This is a genomic window from Micromonospora sp. NPDC047793 (assembly GCF_040642635.1).
In the GTDB taxonomy this organism is placed as follows: Bacteria; Actinomycetota; Actinomycetes; order Mycobacteriales; family Micromonosporaceae; genus Micromonospora.
This window is the reverse complement of record NZ_JBEYSG010000011.1, coordinates 16,327-39,670: the sequence shown is the minus strand read 5'-3', so window position 1 is coordinate 39,670 and position 23,344 is coordinate 16,327. Positions and strand designations below refer to the sequence as shown.

The window sequence follows — 23,344 nt, the reverse complement described above, 5'->3', positions numbered from 1 at the left end:
GTAGGCCGCCGACGGCCGGGTGACCCGGCAGCGTGACCGGCCCCTCCGACGCACGCCGGACAGCGGGGCGGTCCGGGGACGACCTGCGGTCAGCGGCTCCACTGCCGGGCCAGTCGGGAGCCGAGCTCCCGCAACCCCTCGGCCGGACGCTCCATCGCCGCCGCCAGCCCGCCGCGCTCCTCGCCGCCGAAGTGCTCCACCAGGCTGTACGCGTCGGTCACGCCGACCGACGCCGCCTCGCGCCGACCGGTGCTGACCTGGCCGGCGAGCACGACGCACGGTACGCCCCGGTCCCGCGCGGCGCCCGCCACCCCGGCCACCACCTTGCCGCGCAGCGACTGGTGGTCGAACTTGCCCTCGCCGGTGACCACCAGGTCGACCTCGTCGAGCACGCTCTCCAACCCGATCGCCCGGCTGACCAGTCCGATGCCGGACTCGCACCGCCCGCCCAGGGCGAGCAGCGCGGCACCGATGCCTCCGGCCGCGCCTCCGCCGGGCAGCGCGCCGAGCCCGCTCGGGCAGCCCGGCAGGTCGTGTTCGAGCACCTCGGCCCAGCGTCCGAGCGCGGCGTCGAGCAGCAGCACGTCGGCGCGGTCGGCACCCTTCTGCGGCCCGAAGACGTTGCTCGCGCCGTGCAGCCCGAGCAGCGGGTTGTCGACGTCGGTGGCGGCGATCAGGCGGGCGTCGCGCAGCCGGGGCGCCCCGTCGAGGGTGGCGACGGCGGCCAGCGCGGCACCGCCGTACGGCAGGGCGTTGCCGGTGTCGTCCAACGGGACCGCACCCAATGCGGTGATCATCCCGGCGCCGCCGTCGTTGGTGCCGGAGCCGCCCAGCCCGACGACCACCGTCCGGGCGCCCGCCTCGACCGCGGCGGAGATCAGCTGACCCAGCCCGTACGACGTGGTGGCCCTGGGGTCCCGTTCGGCCGGGTCGAGCAGGTGCAGTCCGCACGCCTGGGCGCTCTCCAGCCAGGCGGTCGCGCCGTCGTCGGTGAGCAGGATCTCACCGGCGACCGCACGGCCCAACGGGTCGGTCGTCGACACCGGCACCCGCCGTCCCGACAGCGCGCCGGCGAGCACGTCGAGGAAGCCCGGCCCGCCGTCGGCCAGCGGCCTGACCAGCAGATCGTCCCCGGGTGCGATCTCCCGCCAGCCGTCGGCCACCGCGGCGGCGACCTCGGGTGCCGGCAGCGTGCCGGCGAACTTGTCCGGACAGAGCAGTACGCGCATGCCTGGCAGTGTGGCAGCCCACACCGGCACAGGCGGCGCGCTGGTCATGCTGTGGGACCATGGTCAGCGTGACGTCGACCTGGACTGAGCCCTCCAACACCGCGACTGCGCTGCTGCTTCTCGGCCGTGGCAGCGATCCCGCCACCGAGCGTGGCGTCGAGTGTCCGGGTGACCTGCCGGCACCGAGCGACCCCGATCTGGTGTCCCGGGCGGCGGCGGCCAAGGCCGCGCTCGGCGACCGGGTCTTCGTGCTGGGCCACCACTACCAGCGCGACGAGGTGATCCAGTTCGCCGACGTGACCGGTGACTCGTTCAAGCTGGCCCGCGAGGCCGCCGCCCGGCCGGACGCGGAGTACATCGTCTTCTGCGGCGTGCACTTCATGGCCGAGAGCGCCGACATCCTCACCTCGAAGGCGCAGCAGGTGATCCTGCCGGACCTGGCGGCCGGCTGCTCGATGGCGGACATGGCCGCGCTGCCGCAGGTCGAGAGCGCGTGGGACGTCCTGACCGAGCTGGGCATCGCGGCCCGGACCGTCCCGGTGACCTACATGAACTCGTCGGCCGACATCAAGGGCTTCGTCGGCCGCAACGGCGGGGTGGTCTGCACCTCGTCGAACGCCGAGCGGGCCCTGGAGTGGGCGTACCAGCAGGGCGAGAAGGTGCTCTTCCTGCCCGACCAGCACCTGGGCCGCAACACGGCGGTGCTGGAGATGGGCTTCTCGCTGGACGACTGCGTGCTCTACGACCCGCACAAGCCGGGCGGTGGGCTGACACCCGAGCAGCTGCGCGACGCGCGGATGATCCTGTGGCGGGGGCACTGTTCGGTGCACGGCCGGTTCACCCTCGAGAGCGTCAACGACGTCCGCGAGCGGGTCCCCGGCGTGAACGTGCTGGTGCACCCGGAGTGCCGGCACGAGGTGGTCAACGCGGCCGACCTGGTCGGTTCGACGGAGTACATCATCCGTACGATCGAGGCGGCTCCGGCCGGTTCGGCATGGGCGGTCGGCACCGAGCTGAACCTTGTCCGCCGACTCGCGCTGGCGCACCCGGACAAGCAGATCATGTTCCTGGACAAGGCCGTCTGCTACTGCTCGACGATGAACCGCATCGATCTGCCGCACCTGGTGTGGGCACTGGAAGAGCTGGTCGCCGGCCGGGTGGTCAACCGGATCACCGTCGACGCCGACACCGCGCACCACGCGCGGGTGGCGCTGGACCAGATGCTCGCACTACCCGGCGCCTGATCACTCTCGGCAACCATTGCCGCACACAAAAGTGCCGGATCACCGATAAATGCCCCCAGGGGTAGTGTGACCGGATCCATTCTCATCACAGAGGGCTATGCTGCCGGGCGGACGAGAACGCGGGCGCGTGCGTTTGGCCGCGACCGCACCGTGGGTAGCGACCCGCGGTGACCCACATCGACACGGCAGCACGCACGCGCTGGAGGTTGCGTTGACCGACGACGTCCTGGTCGTACACGGAGGCACCCCGCTCGAAGGGCGGATCCGCGTGCGCGGTGCGAAGAACCTGGTTTCCAAGGCGATGGTCGCCGCCCTGCTCGGCGACAGCCCGAGCCGGTTGTTCGACGTGCCCAAGATTCGCGACGTGGAGGTGGTCCGGGGCCTGCTCGGGCTGCACGGCGTCAAGGTCACCGACGGCCTCGAGGACGGTGAGCTGGTCTTCGACCCGGCCAACGTGGAGAGCGCCAGCACCGACCAGATCAACGTGCACGCCGGATCCAGCCGGATCCCGATCCTGTTCTGCGGGCCGCTGCTGCACCGCCTCGGACACGCCTTCATCCCGGACCTGGGTGGCTGCCACATCGGGCCCCGGCCGATCGACTTCCACCTGCAGGCGCTGCGGGAGTTCGGCGCCACCGTCGACAAGACGCCCGAGGGGCTGCACCTCTCCGCCCCGAACGGCCTGCACGGCACCAAGTTCTCGTTGCCCTACCCGAGCGTCGGCGCGACCGAGCAGGTGCTGCTCACGGCCGTGATGGCCGAGGGCGTCACCGAGCTGCGCAACGCCGCCGTCGAGCCGGAGATCATCGACCTGATCTGCATCCTGCAGAAGATGGGCGCGATCATCAAGGTGCACACCGACCGGGTCATCGAGATCCAGGGTGTGCCCCGGCTGCACGGCTACACCCACCGGCCGATCCCGGACCGGATCGAGGCGGCGAGCTGGGCCGCGGCGGCCCTGGCCACCCGGGGCCACGTCGAGGTGCTCGGTGCCGAGCAGGCCGACATGATGACCTTCCTGAACGTCTTCCGCTCGGTCGGCGGCGAGTACGAGGTGACCGACGTCCGGCCGCCCAAGCTGGGGAACCCGGGCCAGGAGGGCGGCATCCGGTTCTGGCACCCGGGCGGCGAGCTGAACGCGGTGGCCCTGGAGACCGACGTGCACCCGGGCTTCATGACCGACTGGCAGCAGCCCCTGGTGGTGGCGCTGACCCAGGCGCGGGGCCTGTCGATCGTCCACGAGACGGTCTACGAGCAGCGGCTGGGCTACACCGAGGCGCTGAACACGATGGGCGCGAACATCCAGGTCTACCGGGACTGCCTGGGCGGCACCCCCTGCCGCTTCGGCCGGCGCAACTTCAAGCACTCTGCGGTGATCGCCGGGCCGAGCAAACTGCACGCCGCCGACCTGGTCATCCCCGACCTGCGCGCCGGTTTCAGCCACCTGATCGCCGCGCTGGCCGCCGAGGGCACCTCCCGGGTGTACGGCGTCGACCTGATCAACCGGGGCTACGAGGACTTCGAGGCGAAGCTCGCCGACCTCGGCGCGCACGTCGAGCGACCCTGACCCCGACCACCTCCGTACGAGCCCGGTGCACCGCGATGTGCACCGGGCTCGTGGCGTTGGCTACCCTTGCCGCGTGCCGTCGCTGTTTCGTCGTAAGTCCGCCGACCTCGCCGATCCCGCCACCGAGCCGGAGACCCCGGCCGAGGAGGAGTCGGAGTCCACTCGTGCGCGTGGTTACACGCCGAGCAAGGGACGGGAGACGCCCAAACGGCCCACCACCGGCCGTCGGCCGGCGGGCGCGACCAAGGCGCTGAGCAAGGACGAGGCCAAGGCGCTGCGTCGCCAGCGACGGGCCGAGGCGTCGGCGGAGTTCCGGCGCGAGGGCGGTCCCCGTGACCGGGGGCCGGAGCGGCTGCTCGCCCGCAACGTGGTCGACTCCCGGCGTACCGTCGGCACCTGGTTCTTCGGCGGCGCGCTGGTCGTGCTGATCGGCTCCAACCAGGCGATGCCCCCGGCGATCCGGCTCGCCTCCAACCTGCTCTGGGGCGCGCTGGCGCTCGGCGTGGTGATCGACTCCGTCCTCATCTCGCGCAAGATCAAGAAACTGGTCCGGGAGCGCTTCCCCCGCACCGAGCAGCGGATGGGCTCGCTCTACTTCTACGCGATCATGCGGTCGATCACCTTCCGCAAGCTGCGTACCCCCGAGCCCCGCGTCGCCCTCGGCGACCCGGTCTGATCCGTCGGGTCGCCGTCGCACGACGGCGACCTCTCCGGCCTTCGACCGGCACCGGTCACGGCACGCCGAGCAGGCGCAGCACCGCGGCGGTGCCGGCGGCGGCGAGGACCACCACCACGAACGGCGCGCGCCGCCAGGCCAGCGCCACCCCGACCAGCACCCCGGCCGGGCGGGCCCAGCCGGCGAACCCGCCCGCCTCGGTCAGCGCCGCGGTGGCCGCCAGGGCCGCCAGCAGCGCCGCCGCGCCGACCGGCAGCAACTGCCGCGCCCACGCCGGCAGGTCGAGCCGGTCCCGCAGCAGCACCCCGGCGACCCGGAAGGCGTACGTCCCGACGGCCAGCGCCACGATCGCGGCGATCAGCACGGCTCCTTCTCCCCTCGCCCGGCCGGCACCGGATCGGTCCCCGGTGTGGCAGCCCCTGGTGGCGCAGCCCTCGGTGGCGTGATCTCCGGCGGAGTGGTTCCCGGCGCGGTCATCTCCGGTGCGTCGACCGGTGTCGGGCGTGCCCGGATGCGCCGGACGGCCAGCAGCCCCGGCCCGGCCAGCGCGAGCAGCACCGGCAGGCCGGCGGGGAGCAGCGGTGTGGTGAGTACCGCCACCAGGGCACCGGCCAGCGCCATCCGTCGGGTCTCGGGGTCACGCAGGCTGGGCAGCAGCAGGGCGATCAGGCCGGCGGGGAAGGCCGCGTCCAGTCCGAGCGCGGCCGGGTCACCGGCCACCCCGCCAGCCAGCACACCGAGCACGGTGCCGGCGTTCCAGGCCAGGAAGAGCAGCACACCGGCGAGCCAGAACGCCCGGCGACGGTCGGCACCGGGCGGCCGGGCCAGGGTGAACGCGGTAGCCTCGTCGGTCATCAGGTGGCTGCCGAGCAGGCGGCGCCGCAGCCGACGGCCGATCGTGTCACCGAGGGTCAGCCCGAACGGCAGATGCCGGGCGTTGAGCAGCAGTCCGGCGAGGACGGCGGCGACCGGGCTGCCGGCGGCCAGCAACCCGACTGCCATGAACTGCGCTCCGCCCGCGTACACCAGCACCGACATCGTCACGGCGGCCCAGCCGGGGATCCCGGCGGCCACGGCGACCGCGCCGAACGAGGCGCCCACGGCGACCATCGCCGCCGCGATGGCGGCGACGTCCCGGAGTACGCCCGCCCCCGGCGTTCGTTCTGGCGTACGCATGGTTCATCATGATGAACACGCCGCTGATGTTCGTCAAATAGAACAGCATGACCGACGGAGCGAACCATGGCCCCCGAACCCTCTCCCCCGTTGGCCACCATCGCCGCCGCCCTCCGCTACGAGCGGCAGCGGGTGGGCATCTCCCTCACCGAGCTCGCCCGGCGGGCCGGCATCGCCAAGTCGACGCTGTCGCAACTGGAGTCCGGCGTCGGCAATCCCAGCGTGGAGACACTCTGGGCGCTGGGGGTGGCGCTCGACGTGCCGTTCAGCCGATTGGTCGAGCCGCCGGCCACCACGGTCCGGGTGATCCGGGCCGGGGACGGCCCCCGGATCCGCTCCGAGCACGCCGACTTCGTCGGCACGCTGTTGACCGCCGGAGCCGCCCACGCCCGTCGGGACGTGTACCTGATCGAGCTGGAGCCGGGCCGGGTGCGTACCGCCGACCCGCACACCCCGCGCAGCGTGGAACACGTGGTGGTGGGCTCCGGGCGACTGCGCTGCGGCCCCGAGCGGGACCAGGTGGAGCTCGACCCGGGCGACTACGCGACCTTCCCCGGCGACGCCCCGCACCGCTACGAGGCACTCGCGCCCGGTACCTTCGCGGTGCTGGTGATGGAGCATCCCTGACCCGGCACGGGTGCCGCGACGGCGAGTCGACCAAGGGTGGCGGATCGCCGGAAGTCCGACCCCACCAAAGACCTAAATGTCCTGATCAATAGGATAACGTTTGAGTTCGACGAGGGCGCCGCAGTGGCGGTGAACGAGCCCGCGCCGCTACCCTCCATGCGCAGCCATTCAGTGCCGGCACGAGCGACTTGACCGGCCTGCGGGGGTGCCCAGCGCGACCATTTCCGACGAGGTGACATCGGCGTGAGCGAGCGGACGCGAGCCGACCACCGGGGCGCGCCCGTGAGCGGGCGGACGTCGGTCCCGTGGTCAGCCGCGACGTTGCGTTCCGGTGCCGTCCCGTCCGCCGGACCGGCCCGCGACCACCGTGCCGCAGCCCACGCCGCCACCCGGCGATGTCCCGGCCGCAGCGACGGGCCCGGCGGATGAGTCGCGGCTACGCCGACCGGTGGCCCGGCCCCGCCGATCCGTCCTGGGTCGTCGAACCGACGGCCGAGTGGGAACCCCAGTTCCCGGGCCAGCGATACCCGGGTGACATCGGCCTCGACCACCAGCCGCCACCCACCCGCAGCCGGTCCAGCGCCGTCGGTCGCGCCGAGGTGCCGCCGCTGGCCCCGACCCGCCCGGACGGCACGTACGTGGGCCGGTCCTGGGACGACGAGCCGGACGGTCGGCCGGGACGGCAGGAGATCCCGGAGCCCCGACGCCACGACGGCCCCACCAGCGCGCCGCCGTTCGACCGGTCGTTCGCCGGTACACGTCCGGAGCGCCCCGGCGCCGAGGACAGGTGGTCCGAGCGCGGACGGGACGGGATCACCTGGTCCGAGATGAGCGCCCAGGGCGCCACCGGTGCACCGCCCCGTCGTGACCAGCGCGACGCCGACCGGTACGACCCCGACCGCTACCCGCCGAGGGACCAGGACCGCCGCGACCGGTACGCCCCACCCGACCCGGACCGCCGCGACCAGCGGGAACCGGACCGCTACGCCCGACGTGACCCGGACCGGCGTGACCCCCGGGAGGCCGACCGGTACGCCCGACGCGACCCGGACCGCCACACCCCGCCCGAGGCCGACCGCCGCGACGCGGACCGCTACGCCCGACGCGACGCGGACCGACGTGAACCGGATCGCCGCGACCCCGGCCGTGTCGGCTGGGACACCCCGGAGCGTCGCGACGCCGACTGGTACGACCGCGATCCCGACCGGCGCGAAGCGGACCGTCGCGATCCCGACCGCCGCGATCCCGACCGGCGCGACCCGGACCGCTACGCCCGACGCGACCCGGACCGCCGCGACGACCGGGACCCCGACCGGTACGCCCGACGCGACCCGGGACGGCGCGCCCCGGACCGCCGAGACCCCGACCAGCGCGACCCGGACCGACGGGACCTCGACCGCCGCGATCTCGACCGGCGGGACCTCGACCGGCGCGACGCGGACCGCTACGCCCGACGCGACCCGGACCGGCGCGACGACCGGGACCCGGAGCGCTATGCCCGGCGTGGCCCGGACCGACGCGACGAGCGCGACCCGGACCGCTACCCCCAGCCTCCGCGCCGATCCGAACCCGTCGGGCGCGACGGTCGCCGGGACCGGGACGTGCCGATCTCCCCGGCCGGACGCCCCGGGCCCGGTTGGGAGTCGGACGAGGACCGTCGTCGGTCGCCCGCCGCGCGTCGACCGGCCGAGGACGTCGACCGCCGGTCGACCGGTGACACCCCGTCGCGACCCCGCTACCAGTGGAGCAGCCACCCGGGCGAGCCCTCGATCGACGACCGGCCGTCGGTCGAGCGGTACGACTACCGCGACGACTTCAGCGAGGGCGACCCGGACAGCGCCCCGTACCCGGACGGCTACGTCGACGAGGAGCCGATCCGCACCACCCGCGACGAGTGGGAACGCCCGGCACCACCGGAACGGGATCCGGCGCCCGCAGGCGGGGACCTGCCGTGGCCCGCACCCGGCCCGCTGCGCCCGAGCACCGGACGGGACCACCGCGAGTACCAGCGACCGGCGGCCTCCGAACCCGGCACCGACCGGGACCGGCCGGACGACCGTCGCCGCGCCGACGTCCCGGAGCCGGCCGGACCCGAACGGTTCGACGCGGAGCGTCCGGCCGCTCGACGTCCCGACCTGGACCGGCCCGTCTCCCCCGCCCCCGACGACGACGTGCTCCGGCCCGGCCGCCCGCACCTGTCGGTGGTCCCCGACCGCCCGGTCTCCCCCGCACCGGACTCGGATCGCCCGGTGTCGCCCGCCGCCGGTCGCGCCCGGCCGGTCTCCCCCGCACCGGAGCGTGGTCGGCCCGACGTCACCCATCGGGACCGGCCGCTCGCCGCGGTCCCGGACCGGCCCGACGACACCGACCGCGACCGGCCCGGCGGTGGCCGTCTCGACCGGGAACGTCTCGACCGCCCGGACCCGGACCGGGACCGGCCCGCCGCAGCCGCCGGGCCCCGCACGCAGGCCGGGGAGACCGTCCGGCCGGCCCCGCTGCACCAGCACGAGGTACGCCCGGCGCCGCTGCACGAGCACCAGGTCCGTCCCGCTCCCCTGCACGATCAGCCGGTCGTCGCCACCCCACCCCCGACCCCGACCCCCTCGGTCGCGGCACCACCCGCCGCCGGTCCGGTCCGACCGGTCTCCGCACCGCCCACCCACCGCGCCGCACCGACGCCACCGGCCCCCGCCGCGCCGCCCCCGGTCTCCGCACCACCGGCTCACCGACCGGTCAGCGGACCGCCGAGCCACCGACCGGTCTCCGCACCGCCCGCGCCGGCGACCGCCGGTCCGACACGCCCACCACGTGACCAGTCACCGGTCGACCGCCCACAGGGCGACCGCACTCCCGTCGAGCGCACGCCGTTCGAGCGCACGCCCGTCGACCGCACTCCCGTCGAGCAACCAGCGGCCGAGCGACCACCGGTCGAGCGGTCCGTGCCGGAGACGTCGGCGCCTCGGCCCGACGCCCGGAAGCCGACCCGGTTCCTCCCGCCGCCGGCCGAGCCGGCCGCGTACTCGCCGCCGCCCGCACCGCCCGAGAGCGGACCGGGTTGGTTCGGTGCCGCCGGTTCCGGTCCGGCGGTCACCCCCGATCGGCCCGCCCGTCACGGTTCCCCCGAGACACCGCCGGAGCCATCGTGGTTCAACGCCGGGCAGACCGAGACGGACCGGCCGGTCTCCGGACCACCGGTGCCCTCCCTGTCGACACCGACGTTCCGCTCCGATGACGACATCCCGGTCCGGCCGGTCTCCGGACCACCCACGGCCCCGGTCTCGGGGCCACCCGCACGGCCGGTCTCGGGGCAACCGGACCGGCCGGTCTCCGCGCCCGTCTTCCCGGAGACGTCGGTGGCGTCCGCTCCCTACTCGGCGGACCCGGTACCGCAGCTCGCCATCCCGCCGACCGCGCCGGTCTCCGCACCGCCGGCCCTGGACTCCCTGTCGCCGGTCCTGGACACCTCACGGCCGGTCTCCGCACCTCCCGCCGCACCGGTCTCGGCAGTGCCCGCCACCTCGTCGGATCGGACGCGCACCACGGACCCGGGCACCTCGGCGGAGTCGCGGACCCGCCCGGACCTCGACGCCCCGCCGACGCACGCCGCGCCGGTGTCCGCACCGCCGCACATCCCGGCGGCGCCGCCGGACGCTATCGCACCGCCGAACGCCGGGACGGCACCGCCGGACATCCCGGAACTGCCGGCCGACGACACCACGCCGCCCAGTACCGGGCCGTCGGAGAGCGGGCCGTTCACTGACGGGCTGCCGTCGTCGGACAGCGACGACGTCCTTTCCGATGTGGGCAGCCCGCCACCCCACGTCGGCGCGGCAACACCGGGCGACGAGCCCGAACCGGAGCCGGAGGACGAGCCCGAGGAGGAGCCCGAAGCGCCGGCCGACCCGGAGCAGGTGCTGGCGCACTACCCCTGGCGGCTCGACCCGACGACGCTGCGCGAACTGGTCGACGATCCGGAGGAACTGCGGGAACTCCGGCAGGGGCTCACCGACAAGCTCGACTCCGCTCTGGACAACCGTTCCCGTGCCCGGTTGCTGAGCCTGCGGGCGGTGGCCTCACGCGTACTCGGCGATCTCGACGACGCGGTGGACGACGGCCGGATGGCGCTGACCTACGCGGAGGCCACCGGCGAACTGCGGCGGTCCGCGCTGGCGCAGGCCCGGCTGGCGCACGTGTTGCGCTGGCGGGGCGAGTTCGCCGAGGCCGACCGGTTGTTCGCGGAGGCCAACTCGGTGGAGTTGCCGGACCGGTTGCGCGCGGCGTTGCACGAGCACGCCGCCCGCTCCTGCTACGACCAGGGCCGGTTGATGGAGGCGTGCCACCACTTCGAGCGCGCCCTCGACCTGCGCGGCGAGGGGGACGCCGAGTTGCTGGCCCGGGTACGCGTCGGCCTGGACGCGATCGCGACGCGCGCCGAGGAGGACGGCTTCGGGCCGTACCCGCGGAGTTGGGACGAGGTGCTGGAGCGGGAGCGGCCCCCGGCGCCCGCCCGCGACGGCGACGAGGGCCTGTGGGGGTACGCCGACGACGAGGGCGAGATGGTCGTGCCGGCCCGGTACGCCGAGGCCCAGCCGTTCCGGGAGGGTCTGGCCTGGGTACGCGGCCCGCAGAGCGACCGGTGGTCGTTGATCGACCTGACCGGTGAGACAGTGGTCGAGCCGACCTACGTGGCGGCCCGGCCCTTCTCCGACGGGCTGGCCTGGGTGGTGCGGGACGACAGCGGCTGGCTGGCGGTGGACACCGACGGTGCGGTGGTGGTGCCGCCCGGTTTCGCCGAGGTGCGGCCGTTCCGCCGGGGCGTGGCGGCGGTCCGCCGCGACGGGTGGGGTGCCGTCGACCGCACGGGGCAGATCGTGGTGCCCACCCGCTACCACGGTTTCCACACCACGCTCGCCGACGGTCGGTACGTCGACGGTTTCACCGACGAGGGACTGGCCGTGGTGGACCTGGGTGGGCGCAAGGGTGTGGTGGACCGGACCGGTCAGGTGCTGGTTGCCCCGGCCCACCCGGTGCTGCTGATCCATCCGGTGGCGTTCCTGGCCACCAACGGTGTCGGGCAGTGGGGTGCGCTGGACCGGCGCGGCGGGTCGCTGATCGCCCCGGTGTTCCGCCACCCGGACGAGGTCGTGGCGGAGATCGAGGGACTGCTCAGCGACGCCAGCCCGATGCTCTGACCTGGACGGTCGGGTCGTCGCGGCGCGAGTGCGGCGGCCCGTACCGGCCTGCGGCGCCGCCGCCCCGGGCGGCCACGCCGACCGATGCGTCCAGGATCGCCCTGGCCGTTCGTACCCCCGGTGGGGCTAGGGTCGTGGCATGGAATTCCGACACCTGGGCCGCTCCGGCCTGATGGTCAGCGAGATCTCGTACGGCAACTGGATCACCCATGGCTCGCAGGTCGAGGAGGACGCGGCGTTCGCCTGCGTCCGAGCCGCCCTCGACGCCGGCATCACCACCTTCGACACCGCCGACGTGTACGCCGGCACCCGCGCCGAGGACGTCCTCGGCCGGGCGCTGGAGCAGGAGCGGCGCGAGGGCCTGGAGATCTTCACCAAGGTGTACTGGCCCACCGGTCCGGGCCGCAACGACCGGGGCCTGTCCCGCAAGCACATCATGGAGTCGATCAACGGGTCACTGCGCCGGTTGCGGACCGACTACGTCGACCTCTACCAGGCCCACCGGTACGACTACAGCACGCCGCTGGAAGAGACGATGGAGGCGTTCGCCGACGTCGTGCACTCCGGCAAGGCGCACTACATCGGGGTCTCCGAGTGGAAGGCGTCGCAGATCCGCGAGGCCCACGCCCTCGCCCGGGAGCTGCGCATCCCGCTGGTCTCCAGCCAGCCGCAGTACTCGATGCTCTGGCGGGTCATCGAGAGCGAGGTCGTGCCGACCAGCGAGGAGCTGGGCATCGGTCAGATCGTCTGGTCGCCGATGGCGCAGGGCGTCCTCACCGGCAAGTACCTCCCCGGCCAGCCGCCGCCTGCCGGTTCCCGGGCCACCGACGAGAAGTCCGGCGCCGGATTCATCGCCAAGTGGCTCACCGACGACGTGCTGACCCGGGTGCAGCAGCTCCGGCCGCTGGCCGACCAGGCCGGCCTGACCATGGCCCAGCTCGCCGTGGCCTGGGTGCTGCAGAACCCGAACGTCTCCTCGGCGATCGTCGGCGCGTCCCGCCCCGAGCAGGTGCACGACACCGTGAAGGCGGCCGGGGTGAAGCTCGACGCCGGTCTGCTCAAGGCGATCGACGAGATCGTCGAGCCGGTCACCGAGCGGGACCCGGCGCGTACCGAGTCGCCGGCCGAGCGGCCCTGACCCGGCCCGTCCCCGGCCGAGGCGGGCACGTGCCCCGGCCGGGGACGGCGGTTCAGCTCTGCCAGAAACGGACCAGGTCCAGGCCGGTGGCGTAGAGCCAGGGCGGCAGGCCCAGGACGTCACCGATGGCGAAGACCGCGTCGAAGAACCAGCCGCCGATCGTCGGATTCCACAGCAGCGCGAACAGCAGGATGAAGCCGTACGGCGCGAAGAGGTCGTACATCCGCCGGTAGGGCGGGCTCAGCCACGGCTGGATCATGTTGCCGCCGTCGAGTCCGGGCACCGGGAGCAGGTTGAGCAGGCTGGCGGTGACCTGGAGGAAGGCGAGCAGGGCGACGGCGGCCCAGAACTCCACCGGCCCGCCGCCCGACGAGCCGAGACGCAACACCGCCACCAGCACCAGCGCGAACACCACGTTGGTGGCCGGACCGGCGAGGCTGACCAGGGTGTGCCGCAGTCGGCCGGTGATCACGTGCCGGTCCACCCAGACCGCACCGCCGGGAAGTCCGATGCCGCCGAGCAGCACCACCGCCACCGGCAGCGCGATGGAGAGCAACGGGTGGCTGTACTTGAGCGGGTTGAGCGTCAGGTAGCCGCGGTGGGCCACCCCCCGGTCACCGAACCGGTACGCGACCACGGCGTGGGCGTACTCGTGCAGGCAGAGTGAGACCAGCCAGCCGGTGACCACGAAGCCGAACACCGCGACGCGGACGTTGCCGACGCCGTGCCAGGTCAGCAACGCGCTGGTGACCAGCAACGCGACCAGTGCGAGGAACACCGGGCTGGGCCGGAACGCGGCCCGGGGCACCCCCAGCACCAGCGGCTCGGAGTCCCGCGGCGACATCACTCCGCCGGAGGTTGCAGGCTCATCCGGTAGTCCACCCGATCGTCCTCCAGCAACGCGACCGAGGTGACGCCGGACGCCGCGAGCTCCCGCCAGGTCTGGCCGATCCAGGACTCGGCGTCCGCCTGGCTGCCGAACGACTCCCCCGGCCCGTCGACCGACTCGCCGTTCGCGCCCTCGTACCGCCAGCTCCACGCCATGTGCGCGTCTCCCCTCGCCGCTGATGTCCCGTGGGGACGGGACCTCCGCCAGCGTAGTCGCACCGCACGGTCGACCGCCCGGCCACGGGCGTCGATCGGGGGCGTCGCGGTGCGCGGTCGGCACGGTGGTTGACCGTCGCCGGGCCGGGTATCTCCGGAGGAACCGGATCTTCAGGAGGCGACGATGACGACACCCATCCCGGAGATGGACACGGCACAGCTTCGCGACATCGCGGTACGCGGCGGTATCCAGGGCGCACGGGAGATGGACCGGGAGGAACTGGTCGACGCCCTGGTCGCCCGCCCCGGCGAGGGCGCCTGGCAGGAGGACCCGAAGCCGGCGGACGTCAACCCCAACGACTACATGTACCAGTCCCCCGAGCCTCGGTGAGCTGGCGCGGGAGCGTGGCCCTGCGATGCCGCTCCCGCCCGGCCGGCCGTTAAGGTACGAGCCATGTCCCTAGACGGGTGGAACACGCTCCTGGTGCTCGGCGGCATCCGCTCCGGCAAGTCGGAGTTCGCCGAGGCCCTGGTGGCCGACGCGGTCTCGGTCCGGTACGTGGCCACCGCCGCCGGCGGAGGCGACGACGACGCGGAGTGGGCGGCACGGATCGCCGCGCACCGGGAGCGCCGGCCGGAGACCTGGAGCACCGAGGAGACGGCGGACGATCCGCGTCGACTGGCCGACGTGATCACCCACGCCCGGCCGGACGAGACGTTGCTCGTCGACGACCTCGGCGGCTGGGTCACGGTGCTGCTCGACCCGGCCCACCAGCCGGCCGACGACACCGTCACCGTCGCCGAGCTGGCCGCCGCCGTCCGGGACTGCCCGGCACGGCTGGTGCTGGTCAGTCCCGAGGTCGGGCTCTCCCTGGTGCCGACCACGCCGCTGGGCCGGGCGTTCACCGACGCGCTCGGCGCGGTCAACCGGGCCGTCGCCGACGCCTGCGACGCCGTGGTGCTGGTGGTCGCCGGCCAGCCGGTCCGGTTGAAGCCGGCCGCGCCGGAGCCCGCACCGACCGCCGAGCCCTCGCCGGAGCGGTCCACCGCCACCGTCAACGGCACGGCGGTGCCCGCACAGGCCGGCCCGAACGACGCGCGGCCGGTCGACGGTGTCGCGGCGCTGCCGGCGTCGCCGCCGGTGACCACCCCGGAGGCACCGGCCGCGTCCGCGCCGGTCCCGGCGGCCGACGACACCGGGTGGACGGCACCCACCATGACGCTGCCGGTGGCCGACACCGGTCTGGTCATCCAGCCGGGCATGGAACTGCCCATGCCCGACGACTACGCCGGTCCGCAGGCGGTGGAGCGACTCGCCACGCTCGACGTGCCGGGTACCGGGCTCGGCGTCCTGGAACAGGTGGTCTCGTTCGCCGCCGCCACGCAGGGCACCCCGACCCCGGCACCCTGGCAGTCGGTCCGGGTGCTGCTGCTGCACGGCGACCACGACGGCGGGAGCGCCGCCGGAGCCCGGGCCGGGGAGTCGGCCCGGCGCGCCGAGGCGGCCCGCGCCGGTCAGGGCGTGCTCGCCCGGCTCGCCGCCGAGAGCGGAGCAGGTCTGCAGGTGGTGGAGGCGCCCACCGCCGCCGCCATCGAGCACGGCCCGGCGCTCACCGCCGAGCAGGTCGACGCCGCGCTGCGGTACGGCTGGCGGCTGGCCGAGGAGGCCGTGGACGCCGGCGTGCAACTGCTGGTGGTGGCGGCGTGCGGCGCCGGCACCGAGGCTGCTGCGGCGGCAGTGCTGGCCGCGACCGCCGGTGCCGAGGCGCCCGCCGTGCTCGGCCGCGTGATCACCGAGAACGGCGAGATCGACGACGTGGCCTGGATGGCCCGTTGCGCGGCCGTCCGGGACGCCCTGCACCGCACCCGGCGCGCCTCCCGCGACGCCAAGGACGTGCTGGCCCAGCTCGGCGGCGGCGACATCGCCGTGGCCACCGGCATCCTGCTGGGGGCGACCGCACGCCGCACGCCGGTGCTGCTGGACGGGCCGGTCGGCGTGGCCGCCGGCCTGGTCAGTCGGGACCTGGCCGGGCAGGCGCGGCACTGGTGCATGCTGGCCGACCACGGCGGGCACCCGGCCGTCAAGCTCGCCTCCGACGTGCTCGGCCTGAGCCCGCTCGCGCAGCTGCGGCTGGACCTCGGCGAGGGGGCCAACGCGTTGACCGTGCTGCCGCTGCTGCGCTCGGCGCTGGCGCTGGCCGCCGCGCTGCCGCCGCGCCCGTCGCACGACACGGCCGACGCCGGCGACGTGGACGCGACCGACGAGCCGGATCCGGCCGAGGAGGACGAGCCGGACTTCCGCGAGCCCGAGCCGGCAGGTCCGGGACCGACCAGCACCGAACCGGCGGAGCAGGGCACGCGTGCCGGCTGAGCCCCGGCTCGGCGACGGGGCGCGGCTGGCCCTGACCACCTTCACCACCCTGCCGGTACGCGCCGGCCGGATCGACCGGACCACGGCCGGTACGGCGATGGCGCTCGCCCCGGTGGTCGGCGCCCTGCTGGCCGTGCCGCTCGGCGGACTCCTGCTGCTGCTCGGCACGGTCACCGCACCGCTGGTCGCCGCCGGGGTGACCGTCGCGGCGGGCGCCCTGCTCACCCGGGGCCTGCACCTGGACGGGCTGGCCGACACGGTGGACGCCCTCGGGTCGTACCGGCGGGGGCCGGCCGCGCTGGAGATCATGAAGAAGCCGGACGTCGGGCCCTTCGGTGTGGTCGCCCTGGTGCTCGTCCTGCTGGTGCAGGCCGCCGCGCTGGCGGAGTTGGCCGGCCGGTCCCGGTCGGCGGCGTTCGCGGCGGTGCTGGCGGCCCTGGCGGCCGGTCGGCTCGGGGTCTCGCTGGCCTGTCGACGGGGTGTCCCGGCAGCCCGCCCGGACGGACTCGGTGCGATGGTCGCCGGCACCGTCGGGCCGGTCACGCTGGCCGTGGCGACGGCCGCCGTGGCACTGGCGGCAGTGCCGGCCGTGCCGGACCGCCCGTGGCAGGGGCCGCTGGTCGTGCTCGCCGCGCTGGCCGTCGCGGCCGGGCTGCTGCGACACGTGGTACGCCGCCTCGGCGGCATCACCGGCGACGTGCTCGGCGCCACCGTGGAGCTGGTCACCACGCTGGTCTACCTGGGTCTGGTGCTGTCCGGCTGAGCCGTGCGACCACCGGCGGGTAGCGTTCCTTGTCGACAGCACCGGCGCGGCCACCCTGGGGACGACATGCTCATCACCGACGACTTCCTGCCCGTACCGGTCCCGGAGTCGCTCACCGCGACCTATCTGGTGCCGACGGTGGGGCTGCCGTCGGTGACCGCCCGCACGGCGGTCCGCAGGCTGGCCGGCCGGCTGGCCGAGCCGGTGCACGGGCTCGCCGTGCAGATGTTGGACAGCCCGCTGATGAGCGTCGACATCCGCCCGATCGGCGAGTTCCCCGCCCTGCCGCCGGACCTGCTCACCGCGTTCGGGGCCACGCAGGCGCAGCTCGACCGGCTGGGTGCCGCGAGCCATCTGGTGGTGGTGCAGGCCGAGTACCGGCCGGGGTGGCCGCCCGCCCACGAGTGGGCGGCCCGCGCGGTGGCCGCGGCCGTGGCCGAGGAGGTCGGCGGCGACGTGGTCGACGTGTTCGGCTTGCAGTTCCTGGACCCGGCGGCGGCGCTGCGTTCGCTGCCGGACGCCGAGGGCCGGGTCCGGCTGGTCGACTGGGTGCTGGTGCCGTACTCCTCGGACGCCGAGGGTCTCTGGTTCACCACCAAGGGACTGCGCCGCTTCGGTCTGCTGGAGTTGCAGACCCAGGGCGTGCCGGACCACCTCACCCGGGCCTGGGGCGCGGTGATGACCGGCGCCGCCCGGCGGCTGCTGCGGGACTGGACCGACGGGCTGGCCGGCGACGAGGTGCCCGCGTTCGTGCCGCTGCCGGTGCTGGCCACGGTCACCGGCCACGACATCGCGGTCGCGTACGGCAACCCGGAGCAGCACGGGGCGACCGCGCCGGTGCTGCTCCGGCTGGAGCTGGACCCGGCCACCGACCCGGAGGCCGACTCGTTCCTGAGCCTGCGCCCACCGGCCGGGCACCCCGGCCCGGACGGGCGCTACTTCGCCGCCGCCTGCGGCACCCTGTTCGCCGGTATCCAGCCCGACGTGCGGTACGCGCGCTCCGGCGACGCGATGAGCCGGGCGGTCGCCACCGCCCGCGCCGGGCTGGGCGACATCCGGGCCCGTTTCCGCGCCGGTCAGCTCCCGTCGGATACGCAGCTCGTGGTCAAGTACGGGCTGCCCGGCGACGACGGCCCGGAGTACGTCTGGGCCGGGGTGACCACGTGGGAGACGCCGGAGCGGATCGTCGGCGCCAGCGCCAGCGACGCCAACACCGACCCCTCGGTCCGCATCGGCTCGCCGGTGGAGGTCGAGACCACCGACATCGTCGACTGGGCCGTCCTGGGCACCTCCGGCGTCGTCGAGGGCGGCTGGACCCAGGCGGTCCTGGACGCCGGTGAGCCGCCCCGCCCCTGAGTCAGGCCGGCGTCACGCCACCGGTCCGCGTCACTTCACGGAGGGGTCGACGAAGGGCGGTCGGGTCAGCCGGACCGGCAGGCGACGACCGCGCACGTCCACCTGGAGTTCGGTGCCGTCGGCCAGGGCCGGGGCGGTGTCGACCAGCGCGAGGGCGATGCCCTGCTTGCGGGTCGGGCTGAACGTGCCGCTGGTGACCGTGCCGACCCGGGTGTCGCCGTGGTACACCGCCATGCCGGGGCGCGGGATGGCCCGGTCGACGGCCTCCAGGCCGCGCAGCGTACGCGCCGGACCGGCGGTCTTCTCCGCGAGCAGCGCGGCACGGCCCCAGAAGGCCGGCTTGTCCCAACCCACCGCCCAGCCGGAACGGGCCTGCACCGGGCTGATATCCAGCGACAGGTCCTGCCCGTGCAGCGGGTACCCCATCTCGGTGCGCAGGGTGTCCCGGGCGGCCAGCCCGCAGGCCTGCGGCGCCGGGTCGGCGGCGAACAGCGCGTCCCAGACGGTGACCGCGTCGGCCGCCGGGACCACCAGCTCGAAGCCCAGCTCACCGGTGTAGCCGGTGCGGCACACGGTCAACGCGACGCCGTCGAGGGAGGCCGGCGAGAAGCTCATGTACCCGTGGTCGGTGGGCAGGCCCAGCCCGGCCAGCAGCGCCGCCGAACGCGGTCCCTGGACCGCCAGGACCGCGTACTCCTCGTGCTCGTCGGTGACCGTGACCTGCTCCGGCGCGGCGGCGCGCAGCCGGCGCACCACCTCGGCGGTGTTCGCGGCGTTCGGGATCAGGAAGACGTGGTCGTCGGCGTACAGGTAGGCGATGATGTCGTCCACCACGCCGCCGGTGGCCTCGTCGCAGCAGAGCGTGTACTGCGCCCGGCCGGGCCCGATCCGCCCCAGGTCGTTGCTGAGGCAGGAGTTGACGAACTCTGCCGCGCCCGGCCCGGTCACCCGCGCTTTGCCCAGGTGCGAGACGTCGAACACGCCGACGTCGGTACGCACCGCGGTGTGTTCCCGCAGCACCCCGCCACCGGCGTACTCCAGCGGCATCTCCCAACCGCCGAACGGGGCGAACTTGGCGCCGAGTGCGGAGTGTCGCTCGGCCAGCGGAGAACGACGCAGCCGGGTCTCGGCGGCGTCGGTGGTCACGTCGGTCATGGGTGGGAACTTACCGGGGCGGACCGGTCTGGTTAGCATCGGCGGGACCCACCGGAGGAACCGGCGGGGCAGCACCGACGTCCGACGGGTACCTCATCCGCCGGCACCAACCGAACCGCCGGTACGCCACACGCGGCCGGCCCGGCCCGCCCGGGAGCAGCTTCCGTGACATCGCCCAGCACCACCCTGAGCCTGGTCGACACCGACCCCGCCGAACTCGCCGTCGACGCGATCGTGATCGGCGTGCACAGTACGACCGGTGAGCAGGACGCCACCAGCGGCCTCGCCGGCACCCTGCTGCTCGCCAGCGGCGCCGAGAGCATCGCCGCCGCCTTCGACGGCAAGCTGACCGAGACGCTGGCGCTGCTCGGCGCCACCGGCGGACCGGGCGAGGTGATCAAACTGGCCACCCTGGGCACCGTCACCGCCCCGCTGGTCGCCGCCGTGGGACTCGGACCGGAGCCGACCGGCGCGGCACCCGCCCCGGAGACGCTGCGGCGGGCGGCGGGGGCCGCCGTACGGGCGCTGGCCGGCGCGTCCCGGGTGGCGCTCGCGCTGCCGCTGCCGGACGACGCCGACGGCCCCGCCGCGCTGCGCGCGGTCGGCGAGGGAGCGCTGCTCGGCGGCTACCGCTTCGCCGGGTACAAGACCCGCCCGCAGCCGAACCGGCGCGAGCCGGTGGCCGAGGTGCTGGTCGCGGTGCCGGACGCCGCGGACGCCGGCGCGCAGGCCGAGGTGACGCGGGCCCGCACGGTGGCCGCCGCGGTCCGGCAGACCCGCGACTGGGTCAACGTCGCCCCGAACGAGCTGCGCCCGCCGGTCTTCGCCGACGCGGTCGCCGAGGCCGGCCGGGCAGCGGGCCTGGAGGTCGAGGTGCTCGACGAGGTCGCCCTGCGTGCGGGCGGCTACGGCGGCATCATCGCGGTCGGTCAGGGCTCGGAGGCACCGCCGCGCCTGGTCAAGCTGACCTGGACCCCGGACGGCGGAGGCACCGGCAAGCGGGTGGCACTGGTCGGCAAGGGCATCACCTTCGACACCGGCGGCATCTCGATCAAGCCGGCGCAGGGCATGTGGGAGATGAAGTCCGACATGGCCGGCGCGGCGGCGGTGGCCGCCACCATGCTGGCCGTCGCGGAGCTGAAGCCGGCGGTGACGGTGACCGCGTACGTGCCGATGGCGGAGAACATGCCGTCGGGGACGTCGTACCGGCCGGGCGACGTGATCACCATGTTCAACGGCAAGAACGTCGAGGTGCTCAACACCGACGCCGAGGGCCGGATGATCCTCGGTGACGCGATGGCCCGGGCCTGCGCGGACGGCTGCGACTACCTCTTCGAGACCTCCACCCTCACCGGCGGGCAGGTGGTCGCGCTGGGCAAGCGGATCTCCGGCCTGATGGGCACCGCCGAGCTGTGCGAGCGGGTCCGTGACGCCGGTGACGCGGTCGGCGAGCCGGCCTGGCCGATGCCGCTGCCGGACGACGTGCGCAAGGGCATGGACTCGGACGTGGCCGACATCTCGCAGGTCAACGCCGGCATGGACCGGGCCGGTCACATGTTGCAGGGCGGTGTGTTCCTGCGCGAGTTCGTCACCGACGACGTCGCCTGGGCGCACATCGACATCGCCGGCCCGTCGTACCACTCGGGCGAGGCGACCGGCTACTGGACCAAGGGCGGCACCGGCGTCCCGGTCCGTACCCTGCTGCACCTGATCGACGACGTCACCGCAAACGGCTGACCTGCTTGTAAGGAAGGGTCCCCTGCTAACGCCTGGTGCATAGCAGGGGACCCTTCCTAACATCCGAACATCCGAGCCGGAGCAGCGCGACGGTTGAGCGCGGGCACGGCGGGGTGCGACGCGCGGTGAGGTCCGGCCGGCGTCCGCGCGGTGGCGAGGTCAGTACTGCTCGGGGCGGCGCTTGCGGCGCTCGTTGTAGTCGCGCATCCGCTGCGGGTAGCCCATCAGGGCGATGTCGTAGACCGGGATGCTGACCCGGTACGCGAAGCGGCGTGCCCCGTCCGGCCCGTCGATGCGGCGCCGGGTCCACTCGCCGTCGTCGGCGATCAGGATGACGGTGGTCTCGGTGACGGTGGTGCGGGGTTCGATGAACGCCTCGACACCCTTGCGGGTCCGGACAAAGTTCTCCAAGTGCTCCAGATCGGCGCGATTGGCCGTACGGTCGGAGTCAACCGCGCGTGCCTGCTTGCGTCGCCGGAACAGTCCCACCGAGCCGTCTCCCCACGCGTCCGTCGTCGAAGGCAGTGCCAAGGGTACGTGGCGACAACGTGTCGTTGGGCACCTCGGTACGCGGCTTCCGCACGGTGGTGACAAGATGGCCGAGGTGGGGTGTGTCCCTGTTACCCCGCCGTGACCCCCGATGCAGCGACGCGACCTGGGAGTTGGACGTGAGCGAGCCGAACGACGCAACCTTCGACATCGTCATCCTCGGAGGTGGCAGTGGCGGCTACGCGACCGCCCTGCGCGCCGCCCAGCTGGGCCTGAACGTCGCGCTGGTCGAGAAGGGCAAGCTGGGCGGGACCTGCCTGCACAACGGCTGCATCCCGACCAAGGCGCTGCTGCACGCGGCCGAGATCGCCGACCAGACCCGCGAGTCGGAGCAGTTCGGCATCAAGGCCGAGCTGGTCGGCATCGACATGGCCGGGGTGAACGCGTACAAGGACGGCGTGATCTCCCGCCTCTACAAGGGTCTGCAGGGCCTGGTCGGCGGCTCCAAGAACATCACCTTCGTGGCCGGGGCCGGCAAGCTGGTCGCCCCGAACGCGGTCGAGGTGGACGGCAAGCGGTACACCGGCCGCAACGTGGTGCTGGCCTCCGGCTCGTACGCCAAGAGCCTGCCGGGCCTGGAGGTCGACGGCGAGCGGGTCATCACCAGCGACCACGCCCTGACCCTGGACCGCGTCCCGAGTTCGGCGATCGTGCTCGGCGGCGGTGTGATCGGCGTCGAGTTCGCCAGCGTGTGGAAGTCCTTCGGGGTGGACGTGACCATCGTCGAGGCGCTGCCCCGCCTGGTCGCCGCCGAGGACGAGGAGTCGTCGAAGGCGCTGGAGCGGGCGTTCCGCAAGCGGAAGATCAACTTCAAGGTCGGCAAGCCGTTCGAGAAGGTCGAGAAGACCGACAACGGCGTCAAGCTCACCATCGCCGGCGGCGACACGGTCGAGGCCGAGCTGCTGCTGGTCGCCGTCGGCCGGGGCCCGAACACCGCCGACCTCGGCTACGAGGAGCAGGGCGTCAAGACCGACCGTGGGTACGTCCTGACCGACGAGCGGCTGCGCACCAGCGTGCCGAACGTGTACGCGGTCGGCGACATCGTGCCCGGCCTCCAGCTCGCCCACCGTGGCTTCCAGCAGGGCATCTTCGTCGCCGAGGAGATCGCCGGCCAGAACCCCGCCGTGATCGACGAGGCGGGCATCCCCCGGGTCACCTACTCCGAGCCGGAGCTGGCCTCGGTCGGCCTCACCGAGGCCAAGGCCAAGGAGCAGTACGGCGCCGACAAGATCAAGACGTACAACTACAACCTCGGCGGCAACGGCAAGAGCCAGATCCTCAAGACGGCCGGCTTCGTGAAGCTCGTCCGGGTCGACGACGGCCCGGTGGTCGGCGTGCACATGGTCGGCGCCCGGGTCGGTGAGCTGGTCGGCGAGGCGCAGCTGATCTACAACTGGGAGGCGTACCCGGGCGAGGTGGCCCAGCTGGTGCACGCCCACCCGACGCAGAACGAAGCCCTGGGCGAGGCGCACCTGGCCCTCGCCGGCAAGCCGCTGCACGCGCACGCCTGACCACGACAA

Annotated in this window: 19 protein-coding genes; 12 read left to right on the top strand and 7 right to left on the bottom strand. The window is 74.1% G+C overall.

Annotation, left to right across the window (positions count from 1 at the left end):
• Nucleotides 1-89: 89 nt before the first annotated feature.
• Nucleotides 90-1,229 (bottom strand): glycerate kinase, encoded by a 1,140-nt coding sequence (locus ABZ738_RS21380; protein WP_176094921.1) that lies wholly within the window; start codon nt 1,227-1,229, stop codon nt 90-92.
• A 68-nt stretch (nt 1,230-1,297) separates the two neighbouring features.
• Here ABZ738_RS21380 and nadA point away from each other — a divergent pair, with 68 nt between their 5' ends.
• From nadA to ABZ738_RS21365, 3 genes are all read left to right on the top strand, one after another.
• Nucleotides 1,298-2,473: a quinolinate synthase NadA gene (nadA, locus tag ABZ738_RS21375; RefSeq protein ID WP_357215699.1), complete on the top strand. Its 1,176-nt coding sequence runs from the start codon at nt 1,298-1,300 to the stop codon at nt 2,471-2,473.
• A 211-nt stretch (nt 2,474-2,684) separates the two neighbouring features.
• Entirely contained in the window at nt 2,685-4,040 is a 1,356-nt protein-coding gene (murA, locus tag ABZ738_RS21370; RefSeq protein ID WP_131056102.1) for a UDP-N-acetylglucosamine 1-carboxyvinyltransferase, read from the top strand.
• A 73-nt stretch (nt 4,041-4,113) separates the two neighbouring features.
• Nucleotides 4,114-4,716, top strand: a complete 603-nt coding sequence (locus ABZ738_RS21365) for a DUF3043 domain-containing protein (RefSeq protein WP_131056104.1) — start codon at nt 4,114-4,116, stop codon at nt 4,714-4,716.
• A 55-nt stretch (nt 4,717-4,771) separates the two neighbouring features.
• On the opposite strand, the gene ABZ738_RS21360 is transcribed toward ABZ738_RS21365, so the two are convergent.
• Nucleotides 4,772-5,080: an AzlD domain-containing protein gene (locus ABZ738_RS21360; RefSeq protein WP_176094924.1), complete on the bottom strand. Its 309-nt coding sequence runs from the start codon at nt 5,078-5,080 to the stop codon at nt 4,772-4,774.
• Nucleotides 5,074-5,892, bottom strand: coding sequence for an AzlC family ABC transporter permease (locus tag ABZ738_RS21355; protein WP_131057727.1), 819 nt, complete (start codon nt 5,890-5,892; stop codon nt 5,074-5,076). The genes ABZ738_RS21360 and ABZ738_RS21355 overlap by 7 nt, the downstream gene beginning before the upstream one ends.
• Nucleotides 5,893-5,958: 66 nt before the next feature.
• On the opposite strand from ABZ738_RS21355, the gene ABZ738_RS21350 reads away from it, so the two are divergent.
• The 3 genes from ABZ738_RS21350 (at nt 5,959) to ABZ738_RS21340 (ending at nt 12,849) form a co-directional block, all read left to right on the top strand.
• Nucleotides 5,959-6,519: an XRE family transcriptional regulator gene (locus ABZ738_RS21350; protein WP_131057726.1), complete on the top strand. Its 561-nt coding sequence runs from the start codon at nt 5,959-5,961 to the stop codon at nt 6,517-6,519.
• Nucleotides 6,520-6,944: 425 nt separating this feature from the next.
• A complete protein-coding gene (locus ABZ738_RS21345) occupies nt 6,945-11,711 on the top strand; it encodes a WG repeat-containing protein (RefSeq protein WP_357215692.1) in 4,767 nt (1,588 codons plus the stop codon).
• Between the two features lie 139 nt (nt 11,712-11,850).
• The gene (locus ABZ738_RS21340; RefSeq protein ID WP_131057373.1) at nt 11,851-12,849 is read left to right on the top strand and encodes an aldo/keto reductase family protein; all 999 of its coding nucleotides are present in this window, start codon (nt 11,851-11,853) and stop codon (nt 12,847-12,849) included.
• 52 nt (nt 12,850-12,901) lie between these two features.
• On the opposite strand, the gene ABZ738_RS21335 is transcribed toward ABZ738_RS21340, so the two are convergent.
• Nucleotides 12,902-13,693: a site-2 protease family protein gene (locus ABZ738_RS21335; protein WP_176095957.1), complete on the bottom strand. Its 792-nt coding sequence runs from the start codon at nt 13,691-13,693 to the stop codon at nt 12,902-12,904.
• Complete coding sequence (locus tag ABZ738_RS21330) at nt 13,693-13,893, bottom strand: hypothetical protein (RefSeq protein ID WP_131057369.1); 201 nt, start codon at nt 13,891-13,893, stop codon at nt 13,693-13,695. Before ABZ738_RS21330 ends, ABZ738_RS21335 begins: the two co-directional genes overlap by 1 nt.
• A 184-nt stretch (nt 13,894-14,077) precedes the next feature.
• Between ABZ738_RS21330 and ABZ738_RS21325 the strand changes: the two genes are divergently transcribed.
• From ABZ738_RS21325 to ABZ738_RS21310, 4 genes are all read left to right on the top strand, one after another.
• Nucleotides 14,078-14,284, top strand: a complete 207-nt coding sequence (locus ABZ738_RS21325) for a hypothetical protein (protein ID WP_176094926.1) — start codon at nt 14,078-14,080, stop codon at nt 14,282-14,284.
• 63 nt (nt 14,285-14,347) lie between these two features.
• Complete coding sequence (gene cobU / locus ABZ738_RS21320) at nt 14,348-16,264, top strand: bifunctional adenosylcobinamide kinase/adenosylcobinamide-phosphate guanylyltransferase (protein ID WP_357215688.1); 1,917 nt, start codon at nt 14,348-14,350, stop codon at nt 16,262-16,264.
• Nucleotides 16,254-17,027 (top strand): adenosylcobinamide-GDP ribazoletransferase, encoded by a 774-nt coding sequence (locus ABZ738_RS21315; RefSeq protein ID WP_357215685.1) that lies wholly within the window; start codon nt 16,254-16,256, stop codon nt 17,025-17,027. The genes cobU and ABZ738_RS21315 overlap by 11 nt, the downstream gene beginning before the upstream one ends.
• Before the next feature lie 66 nt (nt 17,028-17,093).
• On the top strand, nt 17,094-18,383 hold the full coding sequence (locus tag ABZ738_RS21310; protein ID WP_357215682.1) for a DUF2314 domain-containing protein: 1,290 nt from the start codon (nt 17,094-17,096) through the stop codon (nt 18,381-18,383).
• A gap of 30 nt (nt 18,384-18,413) precedes the next feature.
• Here the strand turns inward: ABZ738_RS21310 and gcvT are convergent, their stop codons facing one another.
• Nucleotides 18,414-19,538 carry a glycine cleavage system aminomethyltransferase GcvT gene (gene gcvT / locus ABZ738_RS21305; protein WP_131057290.1) on the bottom strand — a complete coding sequence of 375 codons (1,125 nt, stop codon included), beginning with the start codon at nt 19,536-19,538 and terminating at the stop codon, nt 18,414-18,416.
• A 165-nt stretch (nt 19,539-19,703) separates the two neighbouring features.
• Between gcvT and ABZ738_RS21300 the strand changes: the two genes are divergently transcribed.
• A complete protein-coding gene (locus ABZ738_RS21300; protein WP_176094931.1) occupies nt 19,704-21,275 on the top strand; it encodes a leucyl aminopeptidase in 1,572 nt (523 codons plus the stop codon).
• A 159-nt stretch (nt 21,276-21,434) separates the two neighbouring features.
• On the opposite strand, the gene ABZ738_RS21295 is transcribed toward ABZ738_RS21300, so the two are convergent.
• Entirely contained in the window at nt 21,435-21,764 is a 330-nt protein-coding gene (locus ABZ738_RS21295; protein WP_117228376.1) for a hypothetical protein, read from the bottom strand.
• A 179-nt stretch (nt 21,765-21,943) separates the two neighbouring features.
• Here ABZ738_RS21295 and lpdA point away from each other — a divergent pair, with 179 nt between their 5' ends.
• On the top strand, nt 21,944-23,335 hold the full coding sequence (gene lpdA / locus ABZ738_RS21290) for a dihydrolipoyl dehydrogenase (RefSeq protein ID WP_131056807.1): 1,392 nt from the start codon (nt 21,944-21,946) through the stop codon (nt 23,333-23,335).
• Nucleotides 23,336-23,344: the final 9 nt, after the last annotated feature.